Annotated in this window: 20 protein-coding genes; 13 read left to right on the top strand and 7 right to left on the bottom strand. The window is 34.0% G+C overall.

The features are described from left to right. Nucleotides 1–22: 22 nt before the first annotated feature. Nucleotides 23–1,126: an ABC transporter ATP-binding protein gene (locus tag ACH6CY_RS09225; RefSeq protein ID WP_374067047.1), complete on the bottom strand. Its 1,104-nt coding sequence runs from the start codon at nucleotides 1,124–1,126 to the stop codon at nucleotides 23–25. Nucleotides 1,127–1,250: 124 nt separating this feature from the next. Then, nucleotides 1,251–2,147, bottom strand: coding sequence for a PucR family transcriptional regulator (locus ACH6CY_RS09220; RefSeq protein WP_374067046.1), 897 nt, complete (start codon nucleotides 2,145–2,147; stop codon nucleotides 1,251–1,253). A 234-nt stretch (nucleotides 2,148–2,381) separates the two neighbouring features. On the opposite strand from ACH6CY_RS09220, the gene ACH6CY_RS09215 reads away from it, so the two are divergent. From ACH6CY_RS09215 to ACH6CY_RS09185, 7 genes are all read left to right on the top strand, one after another. Further along, entirely contained in the window at nucleotides 2,382–2,741 is a 360-nt protein-coding gene (locus ACH6CY_RS09215; RefSeq protein ID WP_374067045.1) for a YlbF/YmcA family competence regulator, read from the top strand. Nucleotides 2,742–2,965: 224 nt separating this feature from the next. Then, nucleotides 2,966–4,321, top strand: coding sequence for an IS1182 family transposase (locus tag ACH6CY_RS09210; protein ID WP_374067044.1), 1,356 nt, complete (start codon nucleotides 2,966–2,968; stop codon nucleotides 4,319–4,321). A 211-nt stretch (nucleotides 4,322–4,532) separates the two neighbouring features. After that, on the top strand, nucleotides 4,533–5,432 hold the full coding sequence (locus ACH6CY_RS09205) for an ABC transporter ATP-binding protein (protein WP_374067043.1): 900 nt from the start codon (nucleotides 4,533–4,535) through the stop codon (nucleotides 5,430–5,432). Beyond that, the gene (locus tag ACH6CY_RS09200) at nucleotides 5,425–6,690 is read left to right on the top strand and encodes an ABC transporter permease (RefSeq protein WP_374067042.1); all 1,266 of its coding nucleotides are present in this window, start codon (nucleotides 5,425–5,427) and stop codon (nucleotides 6,688–6,690) included. Before ACH6CY_RS09205 ends, ACH6CY_RS09200 begins: the two co-directional genes overlap by 8 nt. Before the next feature lie 186 nt (nucleotides 6,691–6,876). Beyond that, nucleotides 6,877–8,103 carry a metallophosphoesterase family protein gene (locus tag ACH6CY_RS09195; RefSeq protein WP_374067041.1) on the top strand — a complete coding sequence of 409 codons (1,227 nt, stop codon included), beginning with the start codon at nucleotides 6,877–6,879 and terminating at the stop codon, nucleotides 8,101–8,103. Then, on the top strand, nucleotides 8,103–11,063 hold the full coding sequence (locus ACH6CY_RS09190; protein ID WP_374067040.1) for an ATP-binding protein: 2,961 nt from the start codon (nucleotides 8,103–8,105) through the stop codon (nucleotides 11,061–11,063). The genes ACH6CY_RS09195 and ACH6CY_RS09190 overlap by 1 nt, the downstream gene beginning before the upstream one ends. A 206-nt stretch (nucleotides 11,064–11,269) precedes the next feature. Next, nucleotides 11,270–11,821, top strand: coding sequence for a GbsR/MarR family transcriptional regulator (locus tag ACH6CY_RS09185; protein ID WP_374067039.1), 552 nt, complete (start codon nucleotides 11,270–11,272; stop codon nucleotides 11,819–11,821). 153 nt (nucleotides 11,822–11,974) lie between these two features. Here ACH6CY_RS09185 and ACH6CY_RS09180 read toward each other — a convergent pair whose 3' ends face one another. Together ACH6CY_RS09180 and ACH6CY_RS09175 are read right to left on the bottom strand one after the other, a co-directional pair. Then, nucleotides 11,975–13,201, bottom strand: a complete 1,227-nt coding sequence (locus ACH6CY_RS09180) for an HD domain-containing protein (protein WP_374067038.1) — start codon at nucleotides 13,199–13,201, stop codon at nucleotides 11,975–11,977. Between the two features lie 110 nt (nucleotides 13,202–13,311). Further along, nucleotides 13,312–14,196 (bottom strand): peptidylprolyl isomerase, encoded by an 885-nt coding sequence (locus tag ACH6CY_RS09175; protein ID WP_374067037.1) that lies wholly within the window; start codon nucleotides 14,194–14,196, stop codon nucleotides 13,312–13,314. Nucleotides 14,197–14,396: 200 nt separating this feature from the next. Here ACH6CY_RS09175 and ACH6CY_RS09170 point away from each other — a divergent pair, with 200 nt between their 5' ends. Continuing rightward, complete coding sequence (locus tag ACH6CY_RS09170) at nucleotides 14,397–14,480, top strand: YjcZ family sporulation protein (RefSeq protein WP_374067093.1); 84 nt, start codon at nucleotides 14,397–14,399, stop codon at nucleotides 14,478–14,480. Nucleotides 14,481–14,556: 76 nt separating this feature from the next. Here ACH6CY_RS09170 and ACH6CY_RS09165 read toward each other — a convergent pair whose 3' ends face one another. From ACH6CY_RS09165 to ACH6CY_RS09155, 3 genes are all read right to left on the bottom strand, one after another. Continuing rightward, a complete protein-coding gene (locus ACH6CY_RS09165) occupies nucleotides 14,557–14,736 on the bottom strand; it encodes a hypothetical protein (RefSeq protein WP_374067036.1) in 180 nt (59 codons plus the stop codon). A 104-nt stretch (nucleotides 14,737–14,840) separates the two neighbouring features. Then, nucleotides 14,841–15,380, bottom strand: coding sequence for a DUF3267 domain-containing protein (locus ACH6CY_RS09160; RefSeq protein WP_374067035.1), 540 nt, complete (start codon nucleotides 15,378–15,380; stop codon nucleotides 14,841–14,843). A gap of 143 nt (nucleotides 15,381–15,523) precedes the next feature. Then, nucleotides 15,524–16,012, bottom strand: coding sequence for a GbsR/MarR family transcriptional regulator (locus ACH6CY_RS09155; RefSeq protein WP_374067034.1), 489 nt, complete (start codon nucleotides 16,010–16,012; stop codon nucleotides 15,524–15,526). A gap of 340 nt (nucleotides 16,013–16,352) precedes the next feature. Between ACH6CY_RS09155 and ACH6CY_RS09150 the strand changes: the two genes are divergently transcribed. From ACH6CY_RS09150 to ACH6CY_RS09130, 5 genes are all read left to right on the top strand, one after another. Beyond that, on the top strand, nucleotides 16,353–17,549 hold the full coding sequence (locus tag ACH6CY_RS09150; RefSeq protein WP_374067033.1) for a quaternary amine ABC transporter ATP-binding protein: 1,197 nt from the start codon (nucleotides 16,353–16,355) through the stop codon (nucleotides 17,547–17,549). Then, nucleotides 17,542–18,387, top strand: a complete 846-nt coding sequence (locus ACH6CY_RS09145; RefSeq protein ID WP_374067092.1) for an ABC transporter permease — start codon at nucleotides 17,542–17,544, stop codon at nucleotides 18,385–18,387. Before ACH6CY_RS09150 ends, ACH6CY_RS09145 begins: the two co-directional genes overlap by 8 nt. A 78-nt stretch (nucleotides 18,388–18,465) precedes the next feature. Continuing rightward, nucleotides 18,466–19,377 (top strand): glycine betaine ABC transporter substrate-binding protein, encoded by a 912-nt coding sequence (locus ACH6CY_RS09140; protein WP_374067032.1) that lies wholly within the window; start codon nucleotides 18,466–18,468, stop codon nucleotides 19,375–19,377. Nucleotides 19,378–19,514: 137 nt separating this feature from the next. After that, nucleotides 19,515–20,432 carry a glycine betaine ABC transporter substrate-binding protein gene (locus ACH6CY_RS09135; protein ID WP_374067031.1) on the top strand — a complete coding sequence of 306 codons (918 nt, stop codon included), beginning with the start codon at nucleotides 19,515–19,517 and terminating at the stop codon, nucleotides 20,430–20,432. A 201-nt stretch (nucleotides 20,433–20,633) separates the two neighbouring features. Then, nucleotides 20,634–21,530 (top strand): FMN-binding protein, encoded by an 897-nt coding sequence (locus tag ACH6CY_RS09130; RefSeq protein ID WP_374067030.1) that lies wholly within the window; start codon nucleotides 20,634–20,636, stop codon nucleotides 21,528–21,530. Nucleotides 21,531–21,749 lie beyond the last annotated feature (219 nt).

Raw genomic sequence — 21,749 nt, 5'->3', positions numbered from 1 at the left:
CGCTTCTTTTCAAAATAGAAAATTACTTAATTCTTTCTTCTGTCTCTTTATCGAAGAAATGAGATTTATGCATATCAAGTGCTAAATCAATATTTTCTCCACCATGGATATCTGTACGAGAATCAACACGTGCAACGAAATCTTGATCAGCAAGTTTAGAGTATAAGTATGACTCAGATCCCATAAGTTCAGCTACATCAATAGTTGCAGTAATTTTAGAACCTGGATTTGCATCAATAAATACTGGCTCATCATGGATATCCTCTGGGCGTACACCAAGAATAATTTCTTTTCCAATATACCCTTGTTCACGAAGAATCTTCATCTTACCCTCAGGTACATCAATTGTTTGTGCTTCAGAAACTCGAAACTTCCCTTCTTCTAGAGTACCACTAAAGAAGTTCATTGCAGGCGATCCGATAAATCCACCAACAAAAATGTTATTTGGTTTATCATATACTTCTTTCGGTGCACCAACCTGCTGAATGACACCATCTTTCATAACAACTAGACGAGTTGCCATAGTCATTGCTTCTGTTTGGTCGTGTGTAACATAAATTGTAGTTGTTTGTAGACGTTGATGCAACTTTTGGATTTCAGCACGCATCTGTACACGTAACTTAGCATCTAAGTTAGATAAAGGCTCATCCATTAAGAATACTTTAGCATCACGTACAATCGCACGACCTAATGCCACACGCTGACGTTGACCACCTGAAAGTGCTTTTGGTTTACGATCTAAATATGCTTCTAATCCGAGAATCTTTGCAGCGTTTTGAACACGACGATCAATTTCATCTTTTTTGAATTTGCGTAGTTTTAATCCAAATGCCATGTTATCGTATACATTCATGTGAGGATACAATGCATAGTTTTGGAATACCATTGCAATGTCACGGTCTTTAGGAGCAACATCATTCATCAATTTGTCATCGATATAAAACTCACCTGCAGTAATTTCCTCTAGGCCAGCAATCATACGTAGTGTAGTTGACTTACCACAACCAGATGGACCTACAAATACGATAAATTCTTTATCAGCAATGTCAAGGTTGAAATCATCAACTGCTTTCATTGCTCCTTTATCATATACTTTATCAATATGTTTTAAAGTTAATTCAGCCATGTATAACCCTCCTGAGTTTTTTGAAAGCGTTTTAAGTATATCTATAGTGTAATCAAAGGTTGGGATTTAATAAATAGTAAGCGTGCACAAAAAAAATATTATAATTTGTGCATGCTTACATAATCTATTCATTGCGCTTTTTTAATAATAGAATTAAGTATACGCATAATGCTCCTTCAAACTGTTTGACATCAATGTTTGTTTTTTCGACAAATTTATCGATACGGTATTGGAGGCTATTTCGATGCATATACATTTTTTTGGCTGCAAGACTAACGTTTGAATTACATTCTAAAAAGACTTGAATAGTGTCAAGTAATGCTTCATCATTTGTTGCTTCTTGTAAAATTGTTTCAATTAATATTGGATAATCTTTTGGATGAAGTGACTCAATAAATAAGTAGGGTATAGCGCTTATATAAGGTATCACAGATTTATTGTTGTTTTTCCTAATCAGCTGATAAGCTTTTTTTAACCATGAATAATACTGAGGTACACGATTAGTGATTGTGAAAAACGGGCTAATAAATAATTGTAAGTCAAGATAGAAGTCACTACTGAATACGTCAATTATTTCCGTGAAAGAAATGTCATCATCTAATATTGGTCTAATTTCTTGAATAATTAATCCTTCGAACGGTGTTTCCCACAAAATTGGTACACGATTTGGAAATAGTCCGTAAATTGCTTCTTGGAACGCTGCTAAATCGGTAGGCTCTTCGGATAAAGAAAAAAAGATAAAACGATAAGTTTCAGGCATTTCTATCCATTCAGTGTTATCATTGCCAAATAGAAAAGCACTCCATTTCTTCTCTATTTCAGTACTTGGTAATTGCAAACCATGATAGGAGGTTAAAAATGTCTTTAAAATTGCATTATCTTTAGTAGTAATTTCCTGATGTTTTATACCAATAATTTCGTCATTCGGTGTAATAAACCATTGATAGTCTTTTTTATTTATTGGATCAATCATATTTTCGTGTATTAAAGACGGAAATATATTTTTCAATTTTTGTAACATGAGATGACTCCTCTAGTTTTCTTTTTATTATAACAAATCATTAGTTATATAAACTACATATCTGTTTTTTCTATTACTTAGTATGTATAATGCAGGAAGCTAGAAACAACTGTGATCTGCATTTGGTGAAACAATGAAATTCATTTTAAGAATTATTATTATAACGGTTGGATAATTAAAATAGGTTTGATATAGTGTATGAGTAGTAAGCTATAATTTTAGGAGGATTTTTTAATGGCAAATATTTATGATAGTGCGTATGATCTAGAGAAAGCAATTCGAAACAGTGATGAATTTCAAGCTTTAAAGCGTGCGTATGATACAGTAATGACCGATGAAATCGCAAAGAGAATGTTTGATGATTTCCGTAATACACAAATCGAATTACAAGAAAAACAAATGCAAGGTCAAGAGATTACGGAAGAAGAAGTAGAAAAAGCACGAAAAGTTGTTGAAACAGTACAGCAACATGAGCAAATTTCTAAACTTATGGAAGAAGAACAACGCTTGAACATATTAATTAATGATGTAAGTAGAATTATCACAAAACCACTTGAACAGTTATATGGTGTAGAGGATCAAGAACAAGAATAAGATAGTAAAAAATCTCGCTAATGTAGCGAGATTTTTTATTACAAGATTTATATCATGTTTAATAAAATGATCTATTACGTTTTTATTTATTGTAATGAATGAATTTCATAATTATAAGCCCTTGCGTGACAAGGGTTTAAAAACATAAAAAAGGAAGTACCTCCCCAAGTCTTGTATAATGGTAGTTGACACAACATCCAATAAAGACTGGAGGAATACTTCCTATGACCATTATACGACAACCAAGCTTATTTAGCATCCAAGAATTATATGACATGGAACCTACCCAAAAATATGAGGCAATTATTTCGGCGATAAATTTGGATAAGATATATCACAAAGTAACGAAGAAATCACGACTAGGTGCACCAGAAGGATTGAACTATGCAGCTATGATCATTTCCTTTGTGGTGAGATATGTGGAACGCATCCCAACAATAAAAGATCTAATGAAACGCCTTCGTGATGATGTAGCCTTTAAGCTGAATTGTGGTTTCCGTGTATCAGATTCCGTTCCTTCAGAGGCTTCCTATTCTAGGCTCGTAACGAAATTGATGAAGTGTGACATATTAGAAGTCGAAAAGGAAAACATAGTACGGCAAGCTATGGAAGAAGGTTTTATTACAGATGACACTGCCGCCACGGATGCTTGTCATTTCGAAGCACGCGATCAAGCACCACCAAAAGAAGAAAAGCCAAAGCCCGAGTCTAAAAAACGTGGTCGCAAATCAAAAGAAGAGCGCGAACAATGGTTAAAAAACAAAGCTGAAAAGGAAGCTAACCTGCCTTTGTATGAAAAGAAAATAGAAGCACAATTAGACGTACCGCTAGCTGAGCTACGAGCCGAAGTTCCTCAAGACCCTAAATGGGGCGTGAAAAAGAATTCGGAAGGGAAAAATGTCTTTTGGTTTGGCTACAAGGCTCATTTAATCGTTGGTACATCCAGTCAATACATTTTAGATTCTCTCTTTTCATCAGGCAGTTTAAATGATGGAAAAGCAGCTATTCCATTACTTAAAGGGCTTCATGAACGCTTTCCCGAACTTCTTTTGCGTTATCAAACCATGGATGCTGGGTATGATTATGAACCAATTTACGAACAGGTACATCGGATGGGACAACAATCTGTCATTGCATACAACAAGCGAAATGAAAGCGAACTCCTTGGTTATGACAAACATTTCGCACCGACCTGTTTTCGTGAACATTCCTATCGTTACGATAGCTTTGATTCTAAATATGAAACATTGAAGTACACGAAACCAAAGGAGTGCAACAATTGTCCACTAGCCAACGAAGGTATCTGTCAAAAAGTTTATAAGGTGAAAATAACCGAAGACCTCCGGAAATATACAGCTCCAGCTCGTGGTTCACAGGCTTGGAAAAATATTTTCAAACGTCGGACCGCTGTGGAACGTGTTAACGCCTATCTCAAAGAATTCTTTCAACTTGACAATGTTCGTTATCGGACAGGAGAACGTGCGAAAGTTCATTTTGACATGGTTACACTTGTTTATAATGCATCAAAACTGGCTGCAGATCGTATTCATGCCCAATTAAATCAGCAACAAGCTGCATGATTTCTGTTTTTAAAAATACAATTTAGAAATCCTGTCAGTCTTTGTATTTTTAAAAAGAGCAATTATGAAATTCATTCTAATAATAAAGTAAAAAAATAACTTCACTTTTATGTTAAATATATATTATCATTGAAAATGATAGAAATTTTGAAACTATTTTAAATTAGTATCGTATGTAGTAAGAAGCTAAGAATAGAAGGGAGCAAAGCAGATGACGTTAAGATTGGAACAGGTGACAAAGCAATTTGGTTCATTTACCGCTGTAGATAATCTTTCTTTAGAAATACCAGAAAAACAAATATTTGGTTTTTTAGGTGCGAATGGCGCTGGAAAGACAACTACATTTCGAATGATTTTAGGATTGATCGATGCTACTAATGGAAAGATTAGTTGGAATGGAGAAACCATCGATTATAGCAAGAGTGATTACATTGGTTATTTACCAGAGGAGAGAGGGTTATATCCAAAACTCAAGGTAAGTGATCAAATTGTCTATCTTGGGCGATTACGAGGAATGAAAAAAAGTGATATTTTAACAGAGCTTAAGGGATGGTTAGAGCGCTTTAAAGTACCAGAGTATTTCGATAAAAAAATTGAAGAGTTATCTAAGGGAAATCAGCAAAAGATTCAATTTATATCTGCTGTTATTCATAAACCTAAGTTACTTATTCTTGATGAACCTTTTTCTGGCTTAGATCCAGTAAACGTAGAGATGCTAAAAGATGCGGTGAAGGATTTAAAGGAATCGGGCACATCTATTGTGTTTTCTTCACATCAAATGGATCATGTAGAAGAATTGTGTGAACATTTATGTATTATGCAGCATGGGAAACCAATTGTGCACGGAGCGTTAACAGAAATCAAACGATCGTTTGGTAAGAAAAATTTATTTATACATGCAGATTTTGAACTGGATTTTTTAAAGGATATACCAGGAGTTGTTTCACAGAAGAAATTCACAGAAGGGTGTAAGCTTCAAATTGAAAGTGAAGCCATTTCCCAAAACGTTTTACAAGCCATTCAAGGTAAAGGGTTTATTCGTCGATTTGAGCTTGAGGAACCGTCATTGAACGACATCTTTATTGAGAAGGCAGGTGAATCCTATGAATAAGTTCTGGATTGTTTTAGCACATACGTATTGGACACGATTTAAATCAAAATCATTTATTATAACGACAGGTATTTTTCTATTATTTATTATTGGATTTGCTAACATCCAATCTATCATTGGGGTATTTGATGGAGATAACGAACCAGATGTTGTAGCGGTAATCGATGAAACAGATTCGATATATTCTGTCTTATCAGAAAGTATAGAACAAATGGATGCTAACTTTGTTTTAGAATCTTATGATGGATCATTACAAGAAGCAGAGAAAGAAGCGCGTTCTGAAGCATATGTAGGTGTGTTGAAGGTTAGCTATAATGAAGATAACTTACCAGTCGGGTCTTATCATACAAATCAGCTATCAGATACATCGATCTCTACCATGCTTGAAAACCAACTCCAACAAATAAAAATAGCAATGGCAACGAGTCAATCAGGAGTAGACCAGTCAGTAATTGAATCCATTTATGCACCAGTTACCTTTGATATGGTAGCTATTGAAAGTGGTAATGGTACAACAACAAAAACAGAAGAAGAGTTAAGTGGGGCGAGAGGTCTCGTTTATGCCATGTTGTTTTTATTATATATGACCGTTTTAACCTATGGAAATATGATTGCAATGGATGTGGCGAACGAAAAATCTTCTCGAGTAATGGAAATCTTAATTTCAAGTTCCTCACCAGTTGGGCAAATGTTTGCTAAAATTTTTGGTATTGCTTTGCTTGGCTTAACACAAATCGCTGTATTTATTACTGCAGGTTATGTGCTAATTAAACAAAAGCAAGATGAATTAGTTGGTGGAATGTTTGAATTTTTCGGATTATCAGACATTGAGATTTCTACATTTGTGTATGGGGTTATCTTTTTCTTATTAGGCTATTTATTATACGCAACCCTTTCAGCTATGCTCGGTTCATTGGTTAGTCGAATGGAAGATGTGCAACAAATCATGATGCCAGTGATCCTTTTAATTATCATTGCATTTATGGTATCTATGTTTGGATTAAACTCGCCAGACAATAGCTTTATTACGATTACTTCTTACATTCCGTTCTTTACTCCAATGGTTATGTTCTTGCGTGTAGGTATGTTAGAAATACCATTTTGGGAAGTAGGCTTAGGGATTGCGATTATGGTTGCTACCATACTTATCTTTGCTGTAATTGGTGCGCGCGTGTACCGTGGTGGCGTACTAATGTATGGTCGATCTTCTTCACTAAAGGATTTCAAGCAAGCGATCCAGCTATCTAAAAAAGAATAACTTAATGAAAAAAGAGTCTGTGACTTATTAAAAATGTACCCTATAGAGTAGACACTAAAAAAGTCTACCTATAGGGTTCTTTTGTGAATGAATATCCAATAAATTAAAAGGGATCGAACGTGCATTCGTTTTTATTCTTTGATAGAATAAAACTATTATAACTATATTCGAAGGGAGCTTACGATAATGGAGCAGCTTCGTTTTATCCATTGTGCAGATTTACATATAGATAGCCCATTTAAAGGATTAGATAATTTACCAACATCGTTATTTAAAGAAGTGAAACAAAGTACGTTTAAAGCATTAGAGCATCTTGTGCAAACCGCAATAAAAAAACGTGTAGACTTTGTTTTGATGGTAGGAGATATATTTGATCAAAGTACACAAAGCGTGTATGCACAAATGCAGTTTTTACAAGCATGCAATCAACTGAATGCGTACAATATTTCTGTATATGTATCTTTTGGTAATCACGATTATATGCAGCGTGACTTTATTAACATGAATTATCCTCCAAATGTCTATGTATTCAAGAAGGAAGACGTAACGACTTATATATATAAGAAGAACAATCATCCATTAGTAACTATTCATGGATTTAGTTATCATAGTCAAGCAGTTTATGAAAATAAAACATCATCATATAACAAAACAACAACACCTTACCATATTGGTATGCTGCATGGGAGTGTTGAGCAGCATACTGAACATGATACATATGCACCATTTAAAGTACAAGAATTAGTAAACAAAGACTTTGACTATTGGGCACTTGGACATATTCATAAGCGACAACATTTGAAGGAAGCACCTCCTATTATTTATCCTGGTAATATCCAAGGGCGATCAAAGAAAGAAATTGGGGAAAAAGGTTGCTACTACGTAGAACTTAGCAAATCTAGAACGGATTTAACCTTTATTCCATTACAGTCTATCCGATTTGAACAAGTTACAATTAATGCTAGTGAGTTACTAACGATTCAATCAATTGAAAAAGCTATTATGCAAGAATTAAATCTATTAACTACACAAGGAAAAAGCTTTGTATGGGTGAATTTCGAGTATTATACAAAAGAAGTAGCAGATTTTTATTATGAAGGCATGTTAACAGACATGATCGATTTTATTAATGAAAAAATGGTTAACAATAATGATTGGATTTGGATTGAATCAATTGATTTAAAAGGACATGGCATAATTGATAAAGAAAGCTATCGAAACGGTGAACATTTTCTAGGGGAAGTTTTAAAGTTATCGCAAGATGATGAAGACACAGATTGTGAACTCGATCCTTTGTGGAAACATCCGAAAGCAAGAAAGTTTTTGCATGATCTAACAAAAGAAGAAAAAGATGAACTGCTTGAAGAAGCAGAAAATATATTACTATATCAATTAACAAGGAAGCAAAATTAATGAGAATTCAACATGTCGAAATATATGGTTTTGGTAAATGGCAAGACAAACAATTTGATTTTTCGGATCAGAATTTCATTATTTTAATTGGTGAAAATGAAGCGGGGAAGTCGACGTTAAGACAATTTATTCTGTTTATGCTGTTTGGCATGCCTCCGAGGGAACGGAAATTATACCTTCCTAAAAAGGGAGGTCAGTTAGGTGGAAGGCTTACTCTCGAAACAGATGAGGGCAACGTATTTACAATCGAACGTATGCATGATCGAAATAAGGGAGAGGCAGTATGTTATACAGCTGATGGACTAACAAAAGATGAGAACTGGTTGAACAAACAATTATTCGGAATAAATAAGGATACCTTCTTGTCTATCTTCTCATTTGATACGACGGTACTGTCTCGTCTTCATCAAATGAAACAAAAAGATATAGGTGAAGTATTGTTAGGGGTTGGTATGGCCGGTACTGATCAAATTTATTGGACGGAGAAGTGGCTAGAACAACAATTAAATGATTATTTTAAACCACAAGGAAAAAAGCCGAAAATCAATCAACTAGTGGAAACATTAGCTGAAAAACAGGTAACACTAGTACAACTAGAAGCAGACGCATCCCACTATCAAGAAAAACAACGTGAAATACAAAAGCTTAAGCAGCACCTCACTACTTTTCAGGAGAAACAGAAAGTATTACATCAAGAGATGCAGCGTATAAAACAAATGATTCAACAATACGATGCTATTACTTCCTACCAAACAATAAAGGACGAGCTAAAATTATATCCTAATACGATACAATTTCCTGAGCAAGGATTAGATCGTTTTGATCAACTGAATCGTCACTTGTTCCCTTTGCAAAGTGAGACAAATATGCTTCAAATGAAATTAGAGAAAGAGCAGGAAGAATTAAATGATATCAACCAGTCTATATTAACTGAAGCTGAGAAGAAGAAACTGAATCTCACTTTAGAGGAGATAAGAGAATGGAGTCAATTCAATCAAGCTTTATCTAATAAAAAGCAAGAGAAACTAGAATTAGAACGAGACATAACATATGCTATGAATCAATTGCAGCTAGATTTGAGTTTAGAAGATGTTCAAGCTTTATCATTACCATTTGCCACAGAAGAACGTTGGATCCAATTGAAAGAAGAACAGCAAGAACTCTACCAAGCAATTACAAAATTAGAGTATGAACAACAAGTTGACAACGAGCAATATGAGGTTTTATTAACTGAACAAAAGAAGACCGATCAGCAGCTAATGGATCCGTTAGAATTACATCAATTAAAGCAAGAGATAGAACGAGAAGAGGAAACGATATATCAACTAGAGCAATCAAAATCTAATCAGTCAAAGCAGAATAAGTGGAATAAAATAAAACATCAAAAAAAACGAACAGCAAACATAATTAGTATAATTGGTATTAGTCTAACAGTGATCATTGGGTTACTAGCTCTGATCTTGGAAGAGCGTATCTGGTTCATTTTATCAGGTGTTATCTTGGTAGTGGTTATCTTTGTAAGATGGAGTATGTTTCAATCAACAAAATCAATCGAGACGTTTTTTGAGTCATTACCGAATCATATGCAAAGTCGTAAACTAACAGATGAAGAATTGACCGAAAGAAAACAGACGCTCAAACAACAAGAAATATTTGTTGAACAACAGGAAAAGTCAACGAAACAACTCAAGGAAATGAATGCAGCGCGTCTTAAATTAAATGAAGTAAAAAAATTTCATCTCCAACGTCAACAACTAGTCAAGCAACAAATAAATGAACAGATAGAGCAATTTCCTTTTTTAGAAGGAATCACTGTTGAGCATTGGCCAAAGCTCTATCATTATCTAGAAACGCTATTGAATCAAACAAAGAAATACACGAATGTAACGAATCAAGTGGATGTGTTGACACAACAATTGGATGATTTAGAAAAAAACATTAAGCAAATATATCAAGAAAAGGTAGCAAAAAAAGAATTAACAGATACCATCCCATCTATTGGTGAGAGGGTGCGTCAAGTTATAGATAAAGACAATGTTTTAGTACACAAAAAAGATGAGGTAGTAGAAAATAGGAAACAATTAGTAAACCAATTAGATGAACTACAGGCAAAAATGATACCTTTACAAACTAAAATCAACACGCTGTGGGAACACGCAAACGTTCAAGATGAAGAATCTTTTTTGGAGAAAGGAAGACAAAAACAAGCATTTGACATGCTGTATAAAGAATATAAAACATATGAGAATCAACTTAATTTGTTATTGTCTGAAAAAGATTGGATGATAATTAATAATGGAGAAAAAATAATAAAATCCGACTTGGAAGCAAGATATGAGAAAATGCAATATAATATGAAAGAAAGTAACGAAAAAATGCAACATATGCAGCAACAAATTTCTGATATAAATGCACACATTTACCAATTAGAAACATCACAAGTGTTAGTAGATGAAAAACATCACTATTACCAATTACAAAATGAATTGCAGCAACAAGCGAAACAGTGGGCAATCTACCAATTAGCAAAAAACAAGATAAATAAGACAAAACTAATTTATTATAACCATTACTTACCTAATGTTTTATCACATACAACTACTTATTTTAAAAAAATAACATCAGGTAGCTACCTTTGTGTATTCATTGATGAAGATAGCGCTGAGTTATTAGTTGAAGATAAAATGGGATTTCGATATGCTATACAGGAGCTGTCACAGGGCACCCAAGATCAACTTTATATTTCTTTGCGAATTGGAATGAGTATCGTTATTAAACATCAACATAATATGCCATTCTTTGTAGATGATGCATTTGTTCATTTTGACTCTACTCGATTACACAACATGCTTATTGCTTTTAATGAATTATCTAAGACGAGTCAAGTCATTTGGTTTACTAAAGAGTATGTTCCACCATTCTGGCTCGAGAGTGAGGGCATAACAATACACAAGATTTAATTAAATCTATTCGCATTCTTCATGCAATAATGGTAAAATATTTTAAGATATTTTCAAATGAATCTATTTATTGTTACCTAAAGGTAGGGATAGTTTGCATGTTATTAGATAAGGGTAAGTAAATGATGTAACTTTTTACACGAACTAATAACTGGATAACAAACATACCTTTTTACAAGTATAGGTTGTAATTGGAGGATTGAATGATGACGAGTGAAAAAAGCACCGAAGAATGGGAAACTTATGAAGAAATTGTAGATAAGTTTATTCAAGTTATAGCGAAAAATATGAATCTTTATGGGATTACTCCTTCTGTAGGTAGACTGTACGGGACATTGTATTTTAATGATGGGCCAATGACTTTAGATAATATGCGTGATGCTTTGGAAATGAGCAAAACTAGCATGTCCACTGGAGTACGTGCGTTATCTGAAATGAAGATGGTAGAACCTTCTTTTAAAAAGGGAATACGAAAGGATTTATACCAATCAGAAGAGGATTGGTATAAATCATTCACCTCTTTATTTGGGAATCGTTGGAGACATCACACAGAAACAAACATTGAAGAGGCAGAAGAAGCGATACAAGAGTTAAAGTTAATTCGGGAGGAAACAGTGGATGAACCATTAGTCCAGAAGATTACCACTGATATCGACCGATTGCGGTATGCTCAAAATTATTATCGGTGGTTAATGCGATTTATTCAAGTAGTTGAAACAGGAGAAATATTTAAGTATATTCCAAAACATGATAAATAATTATAATGTGACCTTCATTTTAAAATCCCTCAACCTGTTTTCGTAGGTTGAGGGATTTTGTAATTTGCTAACTGCATACTCTTTTCGTTTACCAAGAAGTTTCTGGTTATGTGCTTTATAGAAAATAAGTAGCTTGTTGTAACGTAACATGAATTATTTGACAGATTCAGTATTCTCATACCTGCTGTCTAGATAGTCGACTATATGTATGATATATCCTTCAAAAGATTGTGGTTCTCTAACAGCTGCTCCCCATTCTGGTAATCCATGATGACAAAGAATGCAATGACTCATTTGGTGAATTAATGAAAGAGAAATATCTACCTGTGACAATTCAATTATTTTATTCAATAGTAGTACGCCATAAGGAATATGACCAACCATCACCCCAAGTGGGTCCATTGTAATTCCAGATTGAATTCTTTCGTTATAATTAGCTACTTTAGCGGTTGGGTATAAAAGTTCAAAAGCTTTATTCGATCTGCCAATGTAATCATATTCACATAGTTTACCGATATCATGGAATAAAATACTTGTTATCAACAGATCATCATTAGGTTCGTTCTCTTGGAATGCTTTCAGTCCTTGAAGCATAGCATATAAATGATCAATGGTATCTTTCCAAACTAAATTCGTTGCTGAAGTATGTTGAAAAGATTGATATAATTCATTTTTGTAGGCTTTTTCAACAACGCTAACCAATTTTATAATAGCTTGAATTGGATTATTTTCTAATTTCAAAATATATCGTGCAAATCGCATTAAACCCACCGTATGTTTTAATAGCCCTCCTAAGTAATTATGGTGGAAACCTTTAGCTGCTGGTGCAATAGAGAAGTCTTGCCAAAGTTCTTCCATTACTTTTAAACAAATCGATTGATACGGTTCTTTTAATTCATCCAAATAGGCGAATAATTCAAGTGTTAGCTCTTCCATGTTTTGATTCGTATAAGGCATGAGAGAGAAAGGGTTGATTTGATTGTTTTCTGGTGTCAAATGATTAACAGTAATTGACTTATTTCCTTTAAATTCATCTACAACCCCTTGTACACGAAATACGCTATGCTGACTTAACATTTGCTGGACATCGTTAATGTTTCCATTGTTGTCCCACATTTTTGCATCGATCATACCTGTATTATTACTAAAAGACATTTTTAAAAATTGCTTGTTTGTTTTTGTTAAACGAATCTCACTTTCATTTAATAACAATAATTCATTGATCGATTCGCCTTTAACTTTATCCTGAATAGAAAAGAAATGATTTCCTTCTGGTAAAGAAGGAGGTGAGAACTGATTTAGTATGTGATCTGCCTTTTCGTCTTCTAGTTGATATGAGATTGGTATAAATTGATAAAAGTAATGACCTTGCTTTGTCATACAATGCACTCCATTCAAAGTTCAACTCGTCTTCTTCCATTGTAACGTAATCTATTGTAGTTGAATAGAAAAAACTACAATGACAATAACGTCATTGTAGTTTAGTTTATTTATTCGTCTTCTTTATCTTCTTTATCTTCCGCTTCAAAAAGATTTTCAAACTCATCAATTTTTACATCAATATCTGCTTCTTTATAAAGTTGATTCAACTTCTCTTGAGCTACTGTGTTATCTACTTTGGTACGAGCAATTTCGTCTTTAATTTCGCCTTTAATATCTTCTAATGGTTCAATCTTTTCTTCCGTTTCACGTTTGTCAACTACTTTAATGATATGCCAACCATTTTGTGTTTTAACAGGATCACTAATTTTCTCAATTTCTAAATCATAAGCAGCTGCTTCAAATTCTGGAACCATATCACCAGCAGTAAAGTAACCAAGGTCACCACCATTTTGTGCGGACTGTGTATCAATTGAATGTTCCTCAGCTAGCTTTGCAAAATCACCGCCATCTTCTAATTGCGATTTGATGTCTTTTGCAGTTTTTTCATCTCCTACAAGGATATGACTTGCTTTTACTTCTTGTTGCATACGTTCATAGCGTGCTTCGATTTCTTCATCCGTTACTTTAATATCTTCAGTGATTGCCTTTTGTTGTAGTAATTGGGTCTTTAAATCATCACGGAAAGCATCTTCATCTGCATAGCCACTTTGTTCGAGAATAGTTTCCCACTGCTCACCATATTGCTCTTTATACGTTTCAACTTGTTTATCAATTTCTTCATCTGATACTTCATACTTATCATTTAAAATTTTTTCAGTAACTAATTGTTGTAAGACGGACTCGCCATTTGCTGCTTTTAATTCATTATAAAACGCTTCTTTTGAAATGTTACCAGATTTTGTTTCAACTACTGTTTCTGAATCATCAGATGAACAAGCAGATAACGTAATTACTCCTGCTGCGATCGTTGCTGCCATTACTAATTTTTTCATTCTATTACACTCCTACTCTTTAAGATAAAAATTTAACAACAAAATGAATTGCTCTTGACACAATATAACACATTTTACTGCTAAATAAACAATCAATATTTAAATTACTCACTTTTTACATATTTTTGGGTGGATATACAATATCTATTTAGCTATGTTTGCATACGATATAAATAGGTATCAAAGAGGGGGTGTGTTACGTGGGAAAAACTTATGGTGGAGGGTTTGCCTTAATTGTCGTGTTGTTCATTTTGTTAATTATTGTTGGTGCTACATGGGTATAGGTTAATAAAGCATAAAGTAACCCTCTATGTTTATCTTATTGATGGGTTACTTTATGCTTTACATAAATCTTGTGTCTTATGTGTAAATAATCTCAATGTAAGAAGAAAGTAATAAAATGGTGATCAATACATTTATTGTTCGGAATACATTTGGTTGTTTTTCTTGAGACATTTCGGTTTGTACGCACAAACGGTATGTCAATGAGTTAAATATGAACAATGTAAGTAATGCAAAAGGAACAAAAAATAATATCATACTCATGCCTCCCTTAACTTCTTTAACTACCTTATCAAAAAAATGTATATTTGAATAGTATTTAATAAGAAAAAGAGAGGTATCTTTATTTAAAAGATACCTCTCTATTTAATAATAAGAATGTCATAACTTGAACCATCATTTTCAACAATACATTTTCTCGGTGCTCGAAGAAAACGATTCATATATATATAATCGGTTGAAGATAAACCGATGTTTATAGAAGCATATATAAGAAAATAAACAAAGTGATTTGGAAATAGGTAGCTTGCAATTAAACAAGGTATTGTAATAATTAAAGTTGGTGCTAATAACGAAATAATTGATGTTAGTTTTGACATTTTAGCTGTTGATAATATTGATATAATAGGAAACTTCTTTTTATTAACGCGGCATTTTATTTTAAATGTACGATTAGAGAATAGTAATGGTATATAGTGTGATAATTTATGCACTAAAGGTAATAAGACTAAACTTAAAATAAAAGGGAAGATACCATGATCTTTCAAATTACTCGTTTGATGAAAGATAGAAAATGGCACGAATAAAAATATAAATGATAAAAATCCGATTAAAAATGATAAAAGGTAGATTCGATTAATGCCTACTTCTTTTTGCACATTAACTGTTTTCCAACAATTCATCATCGATACCTCCCTGCTAAGAATACTAATGTTGGCAAATATCCTTCAATGACTATAGTATGATTTAATGGAAAAATCAATAGCTTTTATAAAAAAAAATAAAAGCACACATCAAATGGAATAAAATACTGATGTGTGCGGTATTATAGCCTGTTATGTTTAGGGTCAATCATAGTAAAAGCCTTTTCTATTGACTGGTGAAAATCAATGATCGTAGCTAATTTGTTTAATAAAATTGCTTCTTCTTCTGAGGTATTTGAAAAAGTCAGTTGTTTCTCGATTTCTTTAAGCAAATAATGCTGGTTTTGTGCGTGCTTTATCCAGTTATTAATATAGGTTTGCATGAATCTTTTATATAAATCATTGTTTGTTTCATATAAATCTTTTCGAATTCCTTTTTTCCATACTCGCTTTACAAGGTTTAATTCCAATAATGTTCGAATACCTGTGCTAACTGCAGTTTTACTTTTACCTAATGCTTGACTCATTTCATCTAATGTCATCGGGCTATTTTCTAAATATAACAAGGAAAACAGTCGAGCTTCGGAAGGAGAAATATCAAAAAATTCAATTGTTTTTGAGAATGTATGAATAACATTGTGATACACTGTTTCTCTATTGTTTATAGACATATTTACCTCCTGTATAAATAAAGTACTGTATCAAGATTACACGATTTTAGTAGAAAAAGGAAATTGAGTATCTCTATAAAAAATAGAGGAAATAGAAGTAAATTAGAGAATGTTTTGTGTGAATTCCGTACAGTTTAAACTGTACGTATAATATACGCAAAATTAATGGTTTTTATCGTTTGAATTATATGTTACAAAAAGGGTATAGTATTAAAGTAGCAATTTATGGGCGAAAAACAGTAATGAATATCCATTTGAATATAATGTTTGTTTCAAAAGTGATAAAAACGGGTACTGTTATATGTTTGTGTCGACAAAGAAAGTAAGAGAGGTGAAAAGCATGCCTGTAATTAAAGTTGAGGGCTTGTCAAAAGTATTCGGTAAAAATATAAAAGAATCATTAAAGCTCTTAGATCAAGGTATGAAAAAAGAAGAAATATTGAAAAAAACAGGTGACACAGTAGGTGTTAACCGTGCTTCCTTTGAAGTAAAACAAGGAGAAGTTTTTGTTATTATGGGTTTATCAGGTAGTGGAAAATCTACGTTAGTTCGTTTAATTAATCGACTGATTGAACCTACAGAAGGAAGTGTCTTTGTTGGGGGAGAAAATCTAGCAACAATGAACAAAGATGATCTTCGTCGTGTTAGAAGAGAGAAATTAAGCATGGTATTCCAAAAATTCGCACTATTCCCGTTTCGTACAATTTTAGAAAATGCTGAATTTGGTTTAGAAATACAAGGGATTGACAAAGAAGAGCGTGCGAAAAAAGCGAAAGAATCTTTAGAATTAGTTGGCTTAGGAAACTATATCAATCAATACCCTGGACAGTTATCCGGTGGTATGCAACAGCGTGTGGGACTAGCTCGAGCACTAGCGAATGATCCAGAAGTATTACTTATGGATGAAGCTTTTTCCGCATTAGATCCATTAATACGTAAAGATATGCAAGATGAGTTATTAGATCTACAAGGAAAAATGCAAAAGACAATCATATTTATTACCCACGATTTAGATGAAGCCCTTCGTATTGGTGATCGTATCGCACTAATGAAGGATGGTTCCATTGTACAAATTGGTACACCGGAAGAAATCTTAGTTAGTCCAGCAAACGACTACGTAGAGAAGTTTGTTGAAGATGTTGATCGCTCAAAAGTACTAACCGCAGAACATATTATGAAGCGTCCAGAAACAATTAATATAGAGAAGCACGGGCCTCGTGTTGCATTAGAGCGTATGCGTGAAGAAGGACTGTCAAGTATTTATGTGATTGATAGTAAACGTAATTTAAAAGGCTATGTGACAGCTGATGGTGCATCGGATGCTCGAAAGAAGGAAATTCGAGATCTAAATGAAATTTTACAAACGGACGTTCCTACAGTTGGAAGAGATAAACCAATGCAAGAGATCTTTGATATTATTCATGATACACCTGTACCAGTTGCAGTTGTAGAAGATAATAAATTGCAAGGCATTATTGTTCGTGGTGCAGTAATCGCAGCATTGGCTGGAGAAAGTGAGGTTGAAGCAGATGCTTGATTTTATGCCGAAAATACCGATAGCGCAGTGGATAAGTGTTCTCACTGATGAAATTACAGAAACCTTTTCATTTTTATTTGAACCTATCAAGAATCAATTTGGCAATTTCATGGAGTTTTTTGCTGATAAATTAGCTGAAATTCCACCCGTTATCGTTATTATAATTGTAGCAGTATTAGCGTTTTTTGTTACAGGTAAAAAGTTTGGACTAGCAGCATTCTCCGTTGTAGGCTTATGGCTGATTTATAATCAAGGTCTATGGGAACAATTAATGAATACTTTTGCTTTAGTACTTATAGCTAGTGTATTATCTGTCATTATTGGTGTACCTGTTGGTATTCTAATGTCCAAAAGTAAAACAGCAGAGACAATTATTACACCAATTCTAGACTTTATGCAGACGATGCCTGCATTTGTTTATTTAATTCCTGCGGTAGCATTTTTTAGTATTGGTATGGTGCCAGGGATTTTCGCATCGTTAATTTTTGCAACACCACCAACGGTTCGTTTTACGAATTTAGGAATCAGACAAGTTTCTGAAGAATTAGTGGAAGCTTCTGAAGCTTTTGGTAGTACAGGCTCTCAGAAACTTTTCAAAGTAGAATTACCAATGGCAAAGAGCACAATTATGGCTGGAATTAACCAAACAGTTATGCTATCTCTTTCCATGGTTGTTATTGCATCAATGATCGGGGCACCTGGTCTTGGAAGAGATGTACTATCCGCACTTCAACGTGCTCAAGTAGGTACGGGGTTTGTAGCAGGTATGGGGATTGTTATTTTAGCAATTATTATTGACCGCTTTACACAAAACTTAAATAAAGGAAAAGTGGAATAAAATGTAAAGTTGGAATCTTTTCATATTGAAAAGTTCACTATATAGTATAAATTTTAAAAAAGGGGAGATTTAGTTACTATGTTTAAATTAACATGGAAACATGTAGGTTTAGTGTTCGTCCTAATGCTATCACTTGTGTTAGCTGCATGCGGTGGCGAAGATGACACTTCATCAGATGATAACAATGGTGAAGATACATCTAATATTGGTGAAAAAGAAATTGAACTAGTTTATGTAGAGTGGGATACTGAGGTAGCTTCTACTAACGTTATGGCTCATGTTTTAGAGGAACAAGGGTATAATGTTACAGTTACGCCATTAGATAACGCTGTAATGTGGCAATCTGTAGCTACTGGTGATGCAGATGGTATGGTATCAGCTTGGTTACCTGGAACACATGGTAATTTGTATGAGCAGTACAAGGATCAAGTAGTAGATTTAGGTGCAAACCTTGAAGGTGCAAAAATTGGTTTAGTAGTACCTGAATATATGGATGTTACTACGATTGAGGATTTAAAAAATGTAGCAGATGAATTAGATAGCTCTATTACAGCTATTGAGCCAGGTGCAGGTGTAGTGCAGGCTGCTGAACGCTCCGTAGAAGATTACGGCCTAGATGGTTTTACTGTGGAAGCTTCTTCTAGTGGTGCAATGGCAACAGCATTAGGTGAAGCAGTAGAGAACGAAAAGCCAATAGTTGTTACTGGTTGGTCCCCGCACTGGAAATTCAGTAAGTATGATCTTAAGTATTTAGAAGATCCAAAAGGTTCATTTGGTGAAGATGAGTATCTTGGAACAATGGTACGTGAAGGCTTAGAAGAAGATAGTCCTGTAGCATATCAAGTACTAGATAATTTTGTATGGACACCTGAAGACATTGAGTCTGTTATGCTAGAGATTCAAAGTGGTACTTCTGCTGAAGATGCCGCTGCTAACTGGATTGAAAACAACCAAGATAAAGTCGATGAGTGGACTAGTGGTTTAGAATAGTCTGTAGCTATTCTTTTAATTAAATAAAAGCTACCTTTACGAATATTAAAGGTAGCTTTTTCATCACAAGTATTTTATTTGACTATACAAAGGAATGGAGAATGTTTATAAATTATCCAGAGAGGGGAAAATTTAAGATGTCGAAAAATTTAAAATCTTTTATTTTATTAGGATTAGTAGTATTAATATTGGGGATTATAGCAGCATGTGATTCGGCTGAGAATGATAAAGAGGAAGAAAGTCAAACAAAAGATGTTGGTGCAACAATAGAGTATACAATTACAGGGATTGAACCAGGTGCTGGAATTACAGGATCAGCTGGAGATGCATTAGAAGAATACTCTAATTTAGAAGGTTATACACTAAACGAAAGCTCAACTGCAGCAATGTTAACTTCTTTAGACGAAGCAATTGATAAAGAAGAGCCAATTGTTGTGACTGGTTGGACACCACATTGGAAATTTGCAAAATATGAGCTGAAATTTTTAGAAGATCCAAAAGGTTCATTTGGTGAAGCAGAAAATATTAATACAATTGCTCGACTTGAATTAGAAAAAGATATGCCAGAAGCATATACAGTACTTGATCGATTCTTTTGGGAAGTAGAAGATATGGAAGCGGTTATGTTAATGACTCAAGAAGAAGATATGAGTTTTGAGGAAGCTGCTAGCCAATGGATTAAAGATAATGAAGATAAGGTAGCAGAATGGACAAAAGGTGTAGAAAAGGTTGATGGTGAAGAAATTGAACTGGTATCTACTCCTTGGGACACTGAACGCGCTTCTACGTCAGTGGTTAAAAATGTATTGACAAGCTTAGGGTATGAAGTAACAGATACTCCTGTAGACCCAGCGGTAATGTTTCAGGCAGTAGCAACAAATGATGCAGATGCTTCTGTTGCACCATGGTTACCAAAGACACACGGTTCATTTTATGAAGAATATAAAGATGAAGTGATTGACTTAGGACCAAATTTAGAAGGCGCTAAATTAGGGTTAGTTGTCCCAGCATATATGGAAATTGACTCTATTGAAGATCTAAAACCAAAAGAATAAACATTTAAAAATCGCTCAATTATGAGCGGTTTTTAAATGAACAAAAGGAATATGCTATTTTCATAATATTACATGTAGATCGTTTATATTTTTGTCGAATATGTGAAAGATTGAACTTTTATATAGACTTTTCAGTATAAAAAGGACTATAATACTAAATGTGACAGAATGAATATTAAAATAAAAAAGGGGAAGATAGTTATGAAAAGAAAACATTGGATGTTAGTAGCACTCACTGCACTTTTCTCAATTTTATTATTGGCAGGGTGTAATAATGACACAGAAGACGCGAATGCACCAGCAGATAATGATTCGAAAGAAAAAAAGGTAACACCTGGTGAATATGAAGATGGGATTTATTTCGCACAAGAAGATAGCTTTTCTGAAGAAAGCGGATGGAAATACATGGTCACTTTAGAAGTGGAAGATGGGAAAATTGTTTCCGCTGATTGGAACGGTGCTCACAAAAGTGCAGGAGACGACAAAGACACAGTATCTGCTAATGGTGAGTATGGAATGGTAGAAAACGGTGGTGCTCAAGCTGAATGGCATGAACAAGCAGAAAAGGTAGAAGCACACTTAGTAGAAACGCAAGATCCTACAGAAATTGAGTATACAAATGATGAAGGTGCGACAGATGCAATTTCTGGAGTAACGATTAAAGTAGGTACGTTCTTTACTTTAGCTGAAAAAGCTTTAGCAGATGGTCCGGTAGAGAAAGGTGCTTATAAAGATGGAGCTTATCATGCTGAAGAGGCTGATTTCAGTGAAGAGTCTGGTTGGAAGTATACTGTAGATTTAACTGTAGTTAATGGAAACGTTGTTGCAGCTGATTGGAACGGTGTTCATAAAGATGGCGGAGACGATAAGGATACAGTATCTGCTAATGGAGAGTATGGAATGGTAGAAAACGGTGGTGCTCAAGCTGAATGGCATGAACAAGCAGAAAAGGTAGAAGCACACTTAGTAGAAACGCAAGATCCTACAGAAATTGAGTATACAAATGATGAAGGTGCGACAGATGCAATTTCTGGAGTAACGATTAAAGTAGGTACGTTCTTTACTTTAGCTGAGGAAGCTTTAGCAGATGCAAAATAATTAATTGAAATATAGAAAAGCCTTAGAGAATATTCTCTAAGGCTTTTCCGGTTGTACAATAAATGACGTTGGTGAGTAAAAAAACTCACGAACGTCATTTTTAAATTCATGTTCTAAGTGATGATATAGTTTTTATTTGAATATCTATCAAAGACGAGGAATAATGTTTATTCCGCTGCGGAAATAGGCTTGCTTTCCGCGGGCACGGCCTCAGCTAAC

Origin of the sequence: Paraliobacillus sp. JSM ZJ581, assembly GCF_044383835.1 — a bacterium.
Lineage (GTDB): Bacteria > Bacillota > Bacilli > Bacillales > Amphibacillaceae > Paraliobacillus.
Note: the sequence above shows the minus strand (reverse complement) of the source record. Positions and strands in the feature narration are given on the sequence as shown.